Genomic DNA, 14,490 nt, shown 5'->3' with positions numbered 1-14,490 from the left:
CATGCGACTCGATCTCAGCGGCAGGACTGCTCTCGTCACCGGCTCGACCCAGGGCATCGGACTCGCGATCGCCACCGGCCTGGCCGCCGCCGGCGCCCGGGTGGCGATCAACGGCCGGGACCGCGACAAGGTGCTCGCCGCGCTCCCGAGCGACGGTGACCACGTCGCCGCCCCGGCCGATCTGACCACCGACGACGGCGTCGCCGCGTTGCTGGAGGCGTTGCCGGAGGTCGACATCCTCGTCAACAACCTGGGCATCTTCGGCGCCCGGCCGGCGCTGGAGATCTCCGACGCCGAGTGGCGGCGGTATTTCGAGGTCAACGTGCTGACCGCGGTCCGGCTGACCCGGGCGTATCTACCGGGTATGCGCGAGCGCGGCTGGGGCCGGATCCAGTACATCGCGAGCGACTCGGCGGTGGTGACGCCGGCCGAGATGATCCACTACGGCATGACCAAGACCGCGCTGCTGGCGGTCTCCCGCGGCTTCGCCAAGGAGGCGGCCGGCAGTGGCGTGACGGTCAACAGTGTCATCGCCGGACCGACCCACACCGCCGGCGTCGAGGAGTTCGTCTATCAGCTCGTGGACCGTGACCTCCCGTGGGACCAGGCGCAGCGCGAGTTCATGCGGTTGCACCGGCCGCAGTCACTGTTGCAGCGCCTGATCGAGCCGGAGGAGATCGCCAACATGGTGGTCTACCTCAGCTCCCCGCAGGCGTCGGCCACCACCGGTGGCGCGCTGCGCGTCGACGGCGGTTATGTCGACGCGATCCTGCCCTGACGGGTCCGCCCGGCCGGACCGCGGGACATGCCCGCGGTCCGGCCGGTCCGGCTCAGTCGCGCAGCCGGCGGTAGGCGCGCGCCGACAGCGGCAGGAAGATCGCGGTGAGCAGCAGCGGCCAGCCGACCGCGAGCCACACCGCCCCGCCGGCCGGCGGTCCCTCGGTGATCCCGGTCGGGTTGCCGAAGAGCTCCCGCGTGGCCGACGCGGTCGCGGACAACGGATTCCAGGCGGCGATCGTGCCCAGCCAGCCCGGCATCGTCTCGGCGGACACGATCGCGGTGGACAGGAAGCCGATCGGCCAGACCAGCACCTGTACGGCCATCGTGGCGCCCTCGCCGCGGAAGCTCAGGCCCACGAAGATCCCGATCCACAGCACGGCGAACCGCAGCAGGAGCAGGAGCAGCACGGCGCCCAGCGCGGACGCCGGGCCGTCGGAGATCCGCCAGCCGATGAGCAGGCCGCCGAGGATCAGCACGAGCAGCTCGACCGCCGAGTTGGCCAGGTCGGCGCCGACCCGGCCCAGGGCCACCGACGCGCTGCCGATCGGCATCGAGCGGAACCGGTCGGTGATGCCCTTGCGGGCGTCGGCGGCCATCGCCGTGGCCGTGCTCTCGACCCCGAACATCATGCTCAGCGCGAGCATGCCGGGCAGCAGGAAGCTGATGTAGTCGCCGCCGCCGGGGACCGTGATCGCGCCGCCGAAGAGGAAACCGAAAACCAGCAGCAGCATGATCGAGAAGAGCAGGCCGAAGAGCGGCGCCCAGGGCTGGCGTACCCAGTGGGCCAGGTCCCGCTGGGTGATGACCCAGCCGGCTCGCAGTGTCGTCATCGTGCCACCTCCTTGTCGGTCAGGGTGAGGAAGACCTCGTCCAGGGTCGGCCGGCGCAGCACCAGGTCCTCCGGGGCGATGCCCAGCTGATCGAGAGCGCGGACGATGTCGGCCAGGGCGACCACCCCGGCGCCGACCTCGAAGGTCACCCGGTGCGTCTCCGCGTCGGTGACGGCGGCCTCGCCCAGGGCGGCCGCCAGCCGCTGCGCCACCGGCTCCAGCGACTCCGACCGCGGCACGGTGACGGTCACCCGGTCGCCACCGACCTGACGCTTGAGCTCGTCGGGCGTGCCGGTGGCGACCACCTTGCCGTGGTTCATCACGGAGATCCGGGCCGCCAGCTGGTCGGCCTCGTCCAGGTACTGCGTGGTGAGCAGGACCGTGGTGCCGCGCGCGGCGATCTGCCGGACGCTCTCCCAGACCTCGTTGCGGGCCCGGGGATCCAGACCCGTGGTGGGCTCGTCGAGGAACAGCACCGCCGGAGTGAGGATGAAACCGGCGGCCAGGTCGAGCCGGCGGCGCATCCCGCCGCTGTAGGTGGAGACCGCCCGGTCCGCCGCGTCGGTGAGCCCGAACGTGTCGAGCAGTTCGTCGGCGCGGGCCCGGGCGTGGGCCGTGGTGAGGCCGAAGAGCCGGCCGAACATGACCAGGTTCTGCCGGCCGCCGAGGATCTCGTCCACGGCGGCGTTCTGCCCGACCAGGCCGATCCGCCGCCGGACCTCGTGGGCCTGGGTGCGCACGTCGAAGCCGGCGACCCGCGCGCTGCCGCCGTCGGTACGGATGAGGGTGGCCAGGGCCTTCACCGCGGTGGTCTTGCCGGCACCGTTCGGGCCGAGCAGCCCGTGGATGACGCCGGGCGGCACGCTCAGGTCGAAGCCGTCCAGAGCGTCCAGAGCGCCGTATCTCTTGCGTAGTCCGTCGGCCGTGAGGGCGTGGTCGGTCACGGTGGCTCCTAACTCCGTATGCCTTACGGAAATCTTGCCGGGCAACACCGTACACCCCACGGGGTAATCTGCGCACATGGATCAGGACATCGATCGCACGCTCAACCTGCTGTGGCGGCGCACGCTCGGCACCCCGCAGGGCACCCGTGGGCCCCGGCAGCGGGTGAGCGTGGACGAGGTGGTGCGCGCGGCGATCGCGGTGGCGGACGAGGAGGGGCTGCCCGCGTTCTCGATGCGCAAGGTCGCCGACCGGCTCGGGTTGAAGCTGATGTCGATCTACACCTACGTCCCCGGCCGGGCCGAGCTGATCGGCCTGATGATCGACGAGGTGGCCGGCGAGCAGCCGCTGCCGCCGCACGAGGGCCCGTTGCGGCAGCGGATCACCGGGGTCGCGCAGCAGATCTGGGACGAGTTCCACCGGCATCCCTGGCTGCTGCAGGTGGAGAACAGCCGGCCGTGGATCGGCCCGAACGTCTCCGACCGTTACGAGTGGCAGCTCGCCGCCATCGAGGGCGCCGGCTTCACCGACCTGGAGATGGACCAGGTGATCACGATGCTGGGCAGCTTCACGGCCGGGGCGGCGCGGTCCTCCGTCGACACCCGGCGCACCACCGAACAGTCCGGCATCTCCGACGCCGAGTGGTGGGCGGTCAACGCGCCGGTCCTGGAACGGGTGATGCCCGGCGACGCGTACCCGATCTCCGGCCGGGTCGGGCAGGCCGCCGGGCTGGAGTACAACGCGGTCGGCGACCCGGAGCGCTCGTTCCGCTTCGGGCTCGACCGCATCCTGGACGGGCTGGAGCGCCTGCTCGACCGCTGACGGGGGCGCTGGGGGAAGCCGGGCATAATCGCCTCTCATGAGCGACGCCCTGATCGACAGCCTCACGGCGGCGGTCGCCGCCCGGCCCGACGACGTCGCGCTGCGGCTGCACCTGGCCGAGCTGCTGGTCGCGGCCGGGCGGACCGGCGAGGCGATCGGGCACGCCGCCCAGGTGCTGGCCCGGGACCCCGCGAACGAGGCCGCCCGGCGGGTGATGACCAGCGCTCTTCCGGGTGAAGCGCCGACATCCCCGCCGAGCCCGAGCGTGGACTGGGATGCCCTGGAGGGTGAGTTCGAGGGCGTCGTCCCGCCCAGGTTCGCCCCGGCCGGTGCCGACGACCGCGCGTTCGACGTCGAACGGGCCACCGTCACCCTCGCCGACGTCGGCGGCATGGACGAGGTGAAGCAGCGCCTCGAGCTGGCCTTCCTCGGCCCGCTGCGCAACCCGCGGCTGCGCACGCTGTTCGGCAAGAGCCTGCGTGGCGGCCTGTTGCTGTACGGCCCACCCGGTTGCGGCAAGACGTTCCTGGCCCGGGCCGTCGCGGGGGAGATGGGCGCCGCGTTCGTCTCCCTGTCGATCGTCGACGTGCTGCAGATGTGGGTCGGCAGCTCGGAGCGCAACCTGCACGACCTGTTCGAGGCGGCCCGCTCGCACGCGCCCTGCGTGCTGTTCCTCGACGAGATCGACGCGCTCGGCCACAAGCGCAGTCAGCTCAGCTCCTCGGCGATGCGGACCCTGGTCAACCAGTTGCTCACCGAGCTGGACGGGGTCGGCGGCGGCAACGAGGGGGTGTTCGTGCTCGCCGCGACCAACGCTCCCTGGGACATCGACGCGGCGCTGCGCCGGCCCGGCCGCCTCGACCGCACTGTCCTGGTGCTGCCGCCGGACGCGACCGCCCGCGCGGCCATCCTCGAGTACCACCTGCGCGAGCGGCCGGTCGCCGGCATCGACCTGCGCGCGCTGGCGGCCGCCACCGAGCACTTCTCCGGTGCGGACCTCGCGCACGTGTGCGAGACCGCCGCCGAGTTCGCGATGCGCGACGCCATCGCCACCGGTGAGGTGCGGATGATCTCGCACCAGGACATGACGGCTGCCGTACGGGAGGTGCGCCCGTCCACCGACGCCTGGTTCGCCACGGCCCGCAGCGTGGTCATGTTCGGCAACGCCGGCGGCGAGTACGACGACCTGGCCGCGTACCTGCGGAAGCGCAAGCTGCTGTGAGCGGCGACGACGCGTACCGGCAGGCCCGGCAGCTCGCCCAGGTCGGCCGGCCCGCGGACGCCGAGGCCCGGTTGCGCACGGCGCTGGCCGCCGCGCCCGCCGACGCGGACCTGCTCACCCTGCTCGGATATGTACTGCGTCAGCAGCGCGACTACGCGGCCGCGCTGGCGGCCTGCGACGCCGCCGTGGCGGCCGACCCGCGGCTGGCCGACGCGCACGCCGAACGCGCCGAGTCCTTGCTCGCCCTGATCCGCGACCGGGACGCGATCGCCGCGGCGGGGGAGGCGGTCCGGCTGGCCCCGCTCGAGCCCTCGGGGCATCTGGTGCTGGCCCGCGCCCTGGCCGCCGGCCGCCGCTTCGCCGAGGCCCGGGCCTGCGCCCGGCAGGGTCTGGCGCTGGCCCCGCGGTCGGTCGAGGGGCTGCTGACCGTGGCCGACGTGGAACGCGACGCGGGCAGCCGGGACGCGGCCGAGGAGGCGGCCCGGGCGGCCCTGGCGATCGAGCCGGCCAACGCCTACGGCCGCTGGCTGCTCGCGATGCTCGACGCCGAGCGGCTGCGGGTGGGCCGCTCGATGCGCGCTCTGCACGACATGGCCCGGGAGAATCCGGCCCGCCCGGATGTCATCTCGATGACGTGGCCGATCCGCAGCCTGCTCAGCGCGCTGCGCCGCTGGTTCGCCGCCGCGATCCTGCTGGTCGCAGCGGGCGCCCTGGCGGCGAGGTGGTGGCCCTCGGCGGCCCTCGGCAGCCGCATCCTGGCGGCCCTGTTCGCGGTGGTCGTGGCCGGCCTTGCCCTGCGGGTGCTGATCCCCGCGGGCCGGTTGCCGTGGCGCTGCCTGCGGCTGGTGCCCGGGCTGCTGCGCCGGGCCACCCGGGCCGCGATGATGACGGTGGGCGTCATGGTCGCGCTGCTGCTCGGGTACGCCGTGACGGGCCGCTGGTGGACGGCCGTGCTCGCCCTCGCGGCGGTGCCGGTGCTGTGGGGTCTGGGCCTGGCCGAACTGCTCGGTGCCCGGCTGGACGACCCGGGTTTCCTGCACGCGCTGAAGGCCCTGGGCCGTGACTTCCGCGACTGGGGCGGCGAGCTCGCCCGCTGGTGGCAGGAGACGAAACGCGAACTGCGCGAGACGTGGGACGACAAACCGCCGCCGCGTCCCGGTTCGCCGCGATGAGTCACGATCACCGCCACGGCCCTCCGCCGGCCGCGTCCCGGCGTACCCGGCGGATCGTCACCGCGGTGCTGGTGCCGGCCGCGCTGGCCACTCTGGTCGCGCTGATCCTGCTGTGGCCCGGCGACGTGCGCACCGAGGCTGCCGCGGGCGGCGGCGAGCGTGCGCTGGGCACGGTCACCGCCGTGGCCGAGCAGGCGTGCCCGGCAGGCGCGCAGCAGCAGCGCTGTGGTTCCGCCACGGTCCGCGTCACCGAGGGCCCCGGCTCCGGGACCGACCAGCCCGTGGATCTTCCACAGGGTCCCGGCACGCGCGCCCTGCACGTCGGCGACGGCGTGGTCCTGCTCTACTTCCCGGACGCGGTTCCCGGCGGGCGGGCGTACTCGGTGGTGGACCGGCAGCGCTCGGCCCCGATGATCTGGCTGGTCGCGGTGGCCGTGGCGGTGATCCTGGCGTTCGGGCGGCGGCGGGGGCTGACGTCGCTGGCCGGTCTGGCGGTGAGCTTCGCGCTGCTGCTGCTGTTCGTGATCCCGGCCATCCTGGACGGCTCGCCGCCGCTGCTCATCGCCGTGGTGGGCGCCTCGGCGATCATGTTCGCGGCGCTGTATCTGACCCACGGCGTCAACGTGCACACCTCGGTGGCGGTGGCCGGCACGCTGGCCAGCCTGGTGCTCACCGGCGTGCTCGGTGCGGTGTTCACCTCGCTGATGCAGCTGAGCGGGCTGGGCAGCGACGACAGCGCGGCCCTGGCCGTCACCCGGGCCGGCCTGGACCTGCGCGGGTTGCTGCTGGCCGGCATCGTGATCGGCGCCCTCGGCGTGCTGGACGACGTGACGGTCACCCAGGCGGTGACGGTGGCGGAGATGAGCCCCGGCGCGACGAGCCGCTGGGAGCTGTACCGCGCGGCGATCCGGGTCGGCCGCGCGCACGTGGCGTCGGCGGTCAACACGATCGTGCTCGCGTACGCGGGGGCCTCGCTGCCCCTGCTGTTGCTGATCACGGCGTCCAGCGAACCCGTCACGGACCTGCTGACCAGCGAGTACCTGGCTCAGGAGATCCTGCGCAGCGCGGTCGGCACGATCGGCCTGGTCGCCTCGGTCCCGATCACGACCGCCCTCGCCGCCCTGGTGGCGGACCTCGCCCCGGCCGGTCCCGCCGTCGCGGGGCGGCACGCCCGGCGCGCCTGAGGACGGCGGGCCGGGGCCCGCCGCCCTCGATCGGCCGGTGCTCAGCAGTTGCGCAGTTCCGGTGACTGGTTGAGCAGCTGCCCGCGCGGGGAGACGAATGCCTGGTATCGGTCGCCGCCCACCGCGCTGAAGCGGAACGCCGCCACCCGGTGGCAGTTCTGGAAGGCGAGCTTGGCACCGAAGTGCCGCTCCAGCCCGCCGCGGATGGCGTCGCTGGCCAGGGCGCGGAGCAGCTCACCGCGCTGCTGCTCGGACGGCGGCGGGATCTCGTGGTCGGCGAACTCGCCGCCGGTGGTGTCCAGGTCGGTCATGACCTTGCTGACCACCTCCCAGGCGTACGGCAGGGACGTGCGGACACAGTCGACGAACTCCGCGTCCGGGACCTCGCCACGCTCGGCGGCGGAGAGCAGATCGGGGGAGACGGCAAGAGACATGCGGATCCTTCCAACAGCGGACGGCGTACCGGCGGGCGCCGGCAGCCAGTTCCATCTTGTTGGAAACGATTTCCATTGTAAAGAACGGCACGCCGATCAGACCGTCGCGCAGGGGGAACGTCTCCCGGGCCGGTGTGGCCGTCACGGTGCGGGCCGCGCCGGCGGCCGACCGGGCGGGGTTGACCGCGGGCGAGGCCGCCCTGTTGGGTGAGCTTCTCGACCGCCTCGCCGCCGAAACGGAGCCCGCCCGGTGATCCTCGACTGGCCCGCCTGCCGCAATGCCCGCGACCTGGGCGGACTGCCCACCCTCGACGGTGGCCGGATCCGTGACGGGGCGCTGCTGCGCTCCGACCACCACGCCGCGATGACCCCGGCCGACGTCGCCACGGTCCGGGCCGCCGGGGTGTCGCGGATCGTGGACCTGCGCCGGCCCGCGGAGCTCGCCGAGCAGCCCAGCCCGTTCGCCGGTGACCCGATCTACACCCACGTGTCGATGCTCATGGACGTGACCGACTACGAGTATCCGGCCGACTCCTACGGCCCGCTGCTGGACCACAATCAGGGCCGGGTGGCGGCCGCCTTCCGGGCGATCGCCGAGGCGCCTCCGGGCGGCGTGCTCGTGCACTGCCGCGGCGGCCGGGACCGGACGGGCACCCTGGTCGCCCTCGCCCTGACCGTCGCCGGGGTCGGCCCGGAGGTGGTGGCCGAGGACTACGCGCGCTCCGAGAACTGCCCGGCCACCACAATGATCAACACGCTGGCCCACGCCGAGCGGGCGTACGGCGGCGTCGAGAACTATCTGCGCGGCATCGGCGTCGAGCCGCATCACCTCGACGCGGTCCGGGAACGCCTGCGCGAGCCCGCCTTCCTCACCGAGACCCGCGCGGGCTGGGACGCCGTCGCCGACTGGTACACCGAGCAGTTCCGCGGCGAGCTGGCCGCCAAGATCTGGGACCGCGCCCTGCTGGCCGGCTTCGCGGAGCTCGTCAGCGTGGCGCCCGGCCCGGTCGTCGAGGTCGGCTCCGGCCCGGGCGCCACGACCGAGTTCCTGCACGGCCTCGGCGTCGACGTCAGCGGCATCGACCTCTCCCCGGGGATGGTCGCCGTCGCCCGCCGTGACCATCCGGAGATCCGCTTCCAGGTCGGTTCCATGACGGACCTGCCGGTGCCCGACGCGTCGCTGGCCGGGCTGGTGGCCTGGTATTCGATCGTCAACCTGCCGGACGAGGCGCTGCCGGTGGTGTTCGGGGAGTTCCACCGGGTGCTGGCCCCCGGCGCGCCGGTCATCGTGTCGTTCCAGACCGGCGACGAGGTCCGGGTGAACAAGGACATCGCATTCCACCGCCGCCGCCCGGAAGCTGTCGCCGCGCTGCTGGTGGCGGCCGGGCTGGAGCCGGTGCTGCAAACGGTGCGCGAGCCCGCCGAGCACCCCGGCCTGGTCGAGCAGGTGCCGCAGGCGTACCTGGTGGCCCGCCGGCCGTCAGCCGGTCACTAGCTCAGCCGGTCAGTAGAGCGGTCAGGACGACGACGTCCACTGCACCGACAGGCCGGTCGCCGCGCGTTCGGTGCGGACCTCCATCACCGAGCCCAGGATCGTCGCCCGGTCCACCACGATCGGTTGGTCGTCCAAGCCGTAGGTGATCCGGTCCGAGACGAACACCGGCGTGCCCTCGGGCCGGCGCAGCAGCTCCGCCACCGGCGCCGTGAGCACCTCCGGGCGCAGCACCTCCGAGGCGCGGTGCACGACCACCCCGTGCTCGGCGATCGCCGCGTACAGGGAGGTGTCGCTGAGGTCGGCGGTGCGCAGCAGGGCACCGACCGGCGGGCGCACCCACGACAACTGGTGCACCGCCGGCCGCCCGGCCAGCAGGCGCAGGCGTTCGAGCCGCAGGACCCGGCCCGGACCCAGCTGCGCCGCGACCCAGGCCGGCGGGCGGTGCATGCCCTGGCCGAGGATCTCGGTGCTGACCGTACGGCCCTGGGCCCGCAGATCCTCGGCCAGCCCGCGCAGCGAGTCGAGCCGGTAGGTGGCCTTCGGCGACGCCACGAACGTGCCCCGCCCCGGCTGCTGGGAGAGCAGGCCGTCGGCCTCCAGCTGCCGCAGCGCCTGCCGCAGCGTCACGAGCGTCACCCCGTACGCGGCGCTGAGCTCCTTCTGCGGCGGCAGCGCCGAGCCGGGCGGCAGCTCGCCACCGCGGATCTTCGCGGTCAGGTCAGCCGCGATGACCTGATATTTCGGCGTGCGGCGTTCCAGGAGACACCCCCAGGTCGAGTGCGGTGCGGTAGGCGGCGACGTCGGCGGCGAGCTCGGCCGCCGTGGCTCCGTCGAGAACCCTACGCATCAGCACCGACGCGATCACAGCGCCGTCCCCGGCGCGTCCCGCCTCGGCCGCCTGGGCCGGGGTGGACACCCCGAACCCGATGAGGACCGGCAGGTCGCTGACGGCCTTCAGCCGGGCGGCCAGTGTCGCCGCCGAGCCGGCCAGCTGGGCGCGTTCGCCGGTGGTGCCCATGACGCTGATCGCGTACACGAAGCCGCGGCTGCGGGCGCAGATCTCCCGCAGCCGGTCGTCCGGGGTCGACGGGGCCGCCAGCAGCACCAGGTCGATGCCGGCGGTCGCCGCGGCGGCCTCGGTCGCCGCCGACTCCTCCAGCGGCAGGTCCGGCACGATCAGGCCGGAGACCCCGGCGGCGGCCAGCGCGGGCAGCCCGATCCGCAGCACGATGTTCGCGTACGTCATGACGACGACCGGCACCCGCAGCGGCGTGGCGGCGAGGTCCGCGAGGATCGACTCCACCGTGGCGCCGCGGGCCAGGGCCCGGTCCGAGGCCTCCTGGATGGTCGGCCCGTCCAGCATTGGGTCGGAGAACGGCAGCCCCACCTCGATCGCGTCCGCCCCGCCGTCCTGGCAGGCCAGCAGCAGCTCGGTCCAGTTCGCGGTGATGCCACCGGTCACGTAGGGCACCAGCAGCGGCCGTCCGGTGACCGCCAGCGCGGCGCTGAGCGTGGTCGTCATCGCAGTCCCTCCATCAGCTGAACCATGTCCTTGTCGCCGCGGCCCGAGAGGGTCAGCAGCACCGTCGAGCCGGTCGGCAGTTCGGGGGTCCCGGCCGCGCGCAGCACCCACGCCACCGCGTGCGCCGATTCGAGCGCGCAGATGATGCCCTCGCGCTCGGCCAGACGGCGGACCGCGACCAGCACCTCGTCGTCGGTCACCGTCACGTACCGGGCCCGGCCCAGTCCGCCGAGCTGTGCGTGCTCCGGTCCGACGCCGGGGTAGTCCAGGCCGGCGGCGATCGAGTGCGCCTCGGCGACCTGCCCGTGCCGGTCCTGCAGCACCAGCGACCGGGAGCCGTGCAGCACCCCCGGCTCACCGCCGGACACCGCCGCCCCGCCGGCCGCCTCCACGCCGACGAGCCGCGCGGTCGTGTCGACGAAGCCCGCGAAGGTGCCGGCCGCGTTGGAGCCGCCGCCCACGCAGGCGACGACCACGTCCGGGAGGCCGGCGCTGAGCTCGGCCGCGACCTGCCCGCGGGCCTCCTCGCCGATCACCCGCTGGAATTCCCGGACCATCCACGGGTACGGGTGCGGCCCGGCGACCGACCCGAGGCAGAAGTGGGTGTCCTCGACGGCCGACACCCAGTTGCGCATGGCCTCGTTGGTGGCGTCCTTGAGGGTGCGGCTGCCGCTGGTGACCGGGACGACCTCGGCGCCGAGCAGGTGCATCCGGAAGACGTTGAGGGCCTGGCGCTCGATGTCGCGCTCACCCATGTAGACCGTGGCGCGCAACCCGAACAGCGCCGCCGCGGTGGCCGTGGCGACGCCGTGCTGGCCGGCCCCGGTCTCGGCGATCAGCCGGGTCTTGCCCATCCGCCGGGCCAGCAGCGCCTGCCCGAGCACGTTGTTGATCTTGTGGGAGCCGGTGTGGGCGAGGTCCTCACGCTTGAGCAGCAGGGTGATGCCCAGCTCGGCGGAGAGGTTGCGGGCGGCGGTGAGCGCGGTGGGCCGCCCGGCGTAGGTGCGGCGGTAGCCGTCGAGCTCCTGCCGGAACGCCGGGTCGGCCCAGGCGTCGCGGAAGGCTTCCTCCAGGGCGAGGCAGGCGGGGATCAGTGACTCGGGGACGTATCTGCCGCCGTACTCGCCGAAGCGCCCGCCGGCGGTGGGTTCGCGCATGACCATGGTCATGGTGTGCCTCCAAAGTTCTATAACTCTCGGCTGAGTGTGTCATAGCGGGACGGAGAGTTCTAGAACTTTATTTCGGTTGTCGTGCGGGTCACCAACGGGTTGGCTCGGGTGATGACCGAGTCCTACTTCGTCTGTGCGACGCCGCGCACCGGCAGTTCCCTGCTCCTCGGCCTGCTGGCGTCGACCGGGCTGGCCGGCACCCCGGAGTCGTACTTCCGGCGACCGGACGAGCAGCTGTGGGCGGATCGCTGGGGGATTCCCGGCCCGGCCGACCCGGCGTTCGACTACGAGGCCTTCGTGCGGGCCGCCCGCGCGGCCGGAACGACGCCCAACGGAGTCTTCGGCGCCAAGCTGATGTGGGGCACCCTCGACGAGCTGGTGGCCAAGCTGGCGCCGGCCACCGAGGGCCGGGACCTGGCGGTGCTGGAGGCCGCGTTCGGACCGGTCCGCTTCGTCCACCTGCGGCGCGAGGACGAGCTGGCCCAGGCGGTGTCCTGGCTGCGCGCGGAGCAGACCCGCACCTGGCGGGCCGGCGACCCGGACGGCACCGCGGCCGAGCCGCACTACGTCGAGGCCCGCATCACCGAGCTGCTGGACACCGTGGCCGAGCACACCGCCGCCTGGCGGGCCTGGTTCGCGCGGTACGGCATCACCCCGCACGAGATCACCTACGAGCAGCTCACCGCCGACCTGACCGGCACCACCCGGGGCGTGCTCACCTTCCTGGACCTCGACCCGGAGGCGGGCCGGCCGATCCAGCCCCGGCACCGCCGCCAGGCCGACCGGCTCAACGAGGAATGGGCCGCGCGATACCGGACGGAAACCGCCCGCTAGAGCAGTTCCGCGTCGTGGACCAGCAGCGCCACCTGCACCCGGTTGTTCAGGTCGAGCTTGGCCAGCAGCCGTGACACGTGGCCCTTCACCGTCGGCAGACTCATCCCCAGCTCGGTGCCGATCTCCGCGTTCGACCAGCCCCGGCCCAGCGCCAGCGCCACCGCCCGTTCCCGCTCGGTCAGCGCGGCCAGCCGGTGCCGGGCCCGGTCCCGCCGCGGGCCGGCGGCCGGATCGGCGACGTGATCGATCAGCTGCCGGATCACCACCGGCGACAGGGTGGCCGAGCCGCCCGCCACCGCCCGGACCGCCTCGATGATGTCCCGCGGCGGGGTGTCCTTGAGCAGGAAGCCGCTGGCCCCGGCCCGGAGCGCGTCCAGCACATGCTCGTCGGCGTGGAACGTGGTCAGCACGATCACCTGCGGCGGCGAAGGGCGCGAGCGCAGCCGGCGGGTGGCGACCAGCCCGTCCACCTCCGGCATCCGGATGTCCATCAGCACCACGTCGGGCCAGTGCGCGTCGGCCATCGCCGCGGCCTGGGCGCCGTCGCCGGCCTCGGCGACGACCTCGATGTCCGGCGAGCCGCCGAGCAGGATGCGCAGCCCGGCCCGGACCAGCGGATCGTCGTCGACGATGGCCAACCGGATCGGCCGCGCCGGCCCGGCGCCCGCCGTCACTGCCGCTCCCCGGCCGCGCTGAGCCCGGCGGCCGGCTCGGCGTCCGTCGTCACTGCCGCTCCCGGGCCGTGCCGAGCCCGGCGGCCGCCGGGATGCGCCGGCAGTTCATGCCGGCCATGGCAGCTCGGCTTCCAGGACGAAGTCGTCGCCCTGCCGGCCGTACCGGACGTGGCCGCCGCTCAGCGCCGCACGCTCGCCGACCCCGACCAGGCCCATCCCCGCGCCCGGCACCGCCGCCCGCGCGGCCGGAACCGGGCACGGGTTGGCGATCCGGATCCGCAGGCCGGCGCCCGGTGCGCCGTCGAGCAGCACCCGCACCGGCGTGCCCGGCGCATGTTTGCGCGCGTTGGTGAGGCCCTCCTGCACGATCCGGTACGCCGTACGCCCGAGCACCACCGACGGCCCGCCCTCCGGCAGCGCGCACGTGTAGTGCACCGCCGTACCCATCGCCCGCGCACTGTCGACGAGCGCGGGCAGATCGGCCAGCCCCGGCTGCGGTGGCTCCGGGCGGCCCACCGCGCCCTCGCGCAGCACCCCGATGACGCCGCGCAGCTCCTCCAGGGCCTCGTGGGCGCTGGCCCGGATCGCGCCCGCCGCGATCGCCACCTCTTCCGGCCGCGCGTCGGTGCGCACCTCCAGAGCCCCGGCGTGCAGGCTGACCAGCGACATCCGGTGGGCCAGCACGTCGTGCATCTCCCGCGCGATACGGGCCCGCTCGGTCAGCCGGGCCTGGTCCTCCCGCAGGTGCTGCTCGGCCTCGAGCCGGGCGGCGTGCTCCCGCAGCGTCCCGGTCAGCCGCCGGTACGCCCGCACGAACATCCCCCACCCCAGCGCCCCCGCCGTGGTGACCCCGCGGACCAGCAGGTCCACCCACACCGGGAACTCCGGGCTGTCGTGCAGCACGAAGTACACCGGCACCACCGCGACGTACGCGACACCGAGCGCCAGCGCCACCGGGCCGCGCCGATGGATCGCCACGGTGAACAGCGCGACGATGACGGCGCCGGTCGCCATCACCGACAGCGTGGTCACCGGCAGCAGGGCGATCGTCAGGCCCACCGGCCGGCGCCGGCGTAACAGCAGCGCGGCGCAGCACAGCACGCCGAGCGCGACGTCGGCGAGCCACGGCAGCGGCGCACCCTGGCGGGTGGCGTCGCCGAGCGGCACCATCAGCGACCCGTACGCCAGCGCCACGGTCACCGCGACGGTGTCGGCCAGCCTGTCCCGAACGGCCGACCGGCGGCCGCCCGCCGGGTCGGGCACGAGCAACGCGAACACCAGGCCGGCCATGTGCCGAGCCTACGATCCGGCGCCGCGCGGGGGCACTGTCCGAAGTCACCGGCGACCCCTACCGAAGTATGGGTGCGTACCGGATCCGAGGGCCGATGCGCCGCGCAGCCCCCGAAGCCA

15 protein-coding genes are annotated in these 14,490 nt (G+C 73.9%); 7 read left to right on the top strand and 8 right to left on the bottom strand.

What is annotated here, in order from left to right; translation table 11 throughout:
• The first annotated feature begins 1 nt into the window (after position 1).
• Complete coding sequence (locus tag AB0C12_RS02600; RefSeq protein ID WP_360543366.1) at positions 2–778, top strand: SDR family oxidoreductase; 777 nt, start codon at positions 2–4, stop codon at positions 776–778.
• A 52-nt stretch (positions 779–830) separates the two neighbouring features.
• Here AB0C12_RS02600 and AB0C12_RS02595 read toward each other — a convergent pair whose 3' ends face one another.
• Positions 831–1,610, bottom strand: a complete 780-nt coding sequence (locus AB0C12_RS02595) for an ABC transporter permease (RefSeq protein ID WP_360543364.1) — start codon at positions 1,608–1,610, stop codon at positions 831–833.
• Positions 1,607–2,554 (bottom strand): ATP-binding cassette domain-containing protein, encoded by a 948-nt coding sequence (locus AB0C12_RS02590; protein ID WP_360543362.1) that lies wholly within the window; start codon positions 2,552–2,554, stop codon positions 1,607–1,609. Before AB0C12_RS02590 ends, AB0C12_RS02595 begins: the two co-directional genes overlap by 4 nt.
• 76 nt (positions 2,555–2,630) lie before the next feature.
• Between AB0C12_RS02590 and AB0C12_RS02585 the strand changes: the two genes are divergently transcribed.
• Genes AB0C12_RS02585 through AB0C12_RS02570 form a run of 4 tightly spaced genes read left to right on the top strand, consistent with a single transcriptional unit; the run spans position 2,631 to position 6,952 of the window.
• Entirely contained in the window at positions 2,631–3,374 is a 744-nt protein-coding gene (locus AB0C12_RS02585; protein WP_360543360.1) for a TetR/AcrR family transcriptional regulator C-terminal domain-containing protein, read from the top strand.
• A 37-nt stretch (positions 3,375–3,411) separates the two neighbouring features.
• Positions 3,412–4,596: a tetratricopeptide repeat protein gene (locus AB0C12_RS02580; protein ID WP_360543358.1), complete on the top strand. Its 1,185-nt coding sequence runs from the start codon at positions 3,412–3,414 to the stop codon at positions 4,594–4,596.
• Complete coding sequence (locus tag AB0C12_RS02575) at positions 4,593–5,768, top strand: tetratricopeptide repeat protein (protein ID WP_360543356.1); 1,176 nt, start codon at positions 4,593–4,595, stop codon at positions 5,766–5,768. The genes AB0C12_RS02580 and AB0C12_RS02575 overlap by 4 nt, the downstream gene beginning before the upstream one ends.
• Positions 5,765–6,952: a YibE/F family protein gene (locus tag AB0C12_RS02570; protein ID WP_360543354.1), complete on the top strand. Its 1,188-nt coding sequence runs from the start codon at positions 5,765–5,767 to the stop codon at positions 6,950–6,952. The genes AB0C12_RS02575 and AB0C12_RS02570 overlap by 4 nt, the downstream gene beginning before the upstream one ends.
• Before the next feature lie 41 nt (positions 6,953–6,993).
• Here the strand turns inward: AB0C12_RS02570 and AB0C12_RS02565 are convergent, their stop codons facing one another.
• Positions 6,994–7,386, bottom strand: coding sequence for an SCO5389 family protein (locus AB0C12_RS02565; RefSeq protein WP_360543352.1), 393 nt, complete (start codon positions 7,384–7,386; stop codon positions 6,994–6,996).
• 250 nt (positions 7,387–7,636) lie between these two features.
• Here AB0C12_RS02565 and AB0C12_RS02560 point away from each other — a divergent pair, with 250 nt between their 5' ends.
• Positions 7,637–8,881 (top strand): tyrosine-protein phosphatase, encoded by a 1,245-nt coding sequence (locus AB0C12_RS02560; RefSeq protein ID WP_360543350.1) that lies wholly within the window; start codon positions 7,637–7,639, stop codon positions 8,879–8,881.
• 21 nt (positions 8,882–8,902) lie between these two features.
• Here the strand turns inward: AB0C12_RS02560 and AB0C12_RS02555 are convergent, their stop codons facing one another.
• Genes AB0C12_RS02555 through trpB form a run of 3 tightly spaced genes read right to left on the bottom strand, consistent with a single transcriptional unit; the run spans position 8,903 to position 11,572 of the window.
• The gene (locus AB0C12_RS02555; protein WP_360544906.1) at positions 8,903–9,571 is read right to left on the bottom strand and encodes a GntR family transcriptional regulator; all 669 of its coding nucleotides are present in this window, start codon (positions 9,569–9,571) and stop codon (positions 8,903–8,905) included.
• Positions 9,572–9,599: 28 nt separating this feature from the next.
• Positions 9,600–10,403, bottom strand: a complete 804-nt coding sequence (gene trpA / locus AB0C12_RS02550; RefSeq protein WP_360543348.1) for a tryptophan synthase subunit alpha — start codon at positions 10,401–10,403, stop codon at positions 9,600–9,602.
• Positions 10,400–11,572: a tryptophan synthase subunit beta gene (trpB, locus tag AB0C12_RS02545; protein WP_360543346.1), complete on the bottom strand. Its 1,173-nt coding sequence runs from the start codon at positions 11,570–11,572 to the stop codon at positions 10,400–10,402. The genes trpA and trpB overlap by 4 nt, the downstream gene beginning before the upstream one ends.
• A gap of 111 nt (positions 11,573–11,683) precedes the next feature.
• Between trpB and AB0C12_RS02540 the strand changes: the two genes are divergently transcribed.
• Positions 11,684–12,406: a Stf0 family sulfotransferase gene (locus tag AB0C12_RS02540; RefSeq protein ID WP_360543344.1), complete on the top strand. Its 723-nt coding sequence runs from the start codon at positions 11,684–11,686 to the stop codon at positions 12,404–12,406.
• On the opposite strand, the gene AB0C12_RS02535 is transcribed toward AB0C12_RS02540, so the two are convergent.
• Both AB0C12_RS02535 and AB0C12_RS02530 read right to left on the bottom strand, forming a co-directional pair.
• A complete protein-coding gene (locus tag AB0C12_RS02535; protein ID WP_360543342.1) occupies positions 12,403–13,080 on the bottom strand; it encodes a response regulator transcription factor in 678 nt (225 codons plus the stop codon). The two genes, AB0C12_RS02540 and AB0C12_RS02535, sit on opposite strands and share 4 nt — an antisense overlap.
• 105 nt (positions 13,081–13,185) lie before the next feature.
• Positions 13,186–14,370 carry a histidine kinase gene (locus AB0C12_RS02530; protein WP_360543340.1) on the bottom strand — a complete coding sequence of 395 codons (1,185 nt, stop codon included), beginning with the start codon at positions 14,368–14,370 and terminating at the stop codon, positions 13,186–13,188.
• Between the last annotated feature and the right edge of the window lie 120 nt (positions 14,371–14,490).

It is taken from the genome of Actinoplanes sp. NPDC048967 (genome assembly GCF_040649415.1).
In the GTDB taxonomy this organism is placed as follows: Bacteria; Actinomycetota; Actinomycetes; order Mycobacteriales; family Micromonosporaceae; genus Actinoplanes.
The sequence above is the reverse complement of the archived record's forward strand: the minus strand, read 5'-3'. Positions and strand labels throughout refer to the sequence as shown.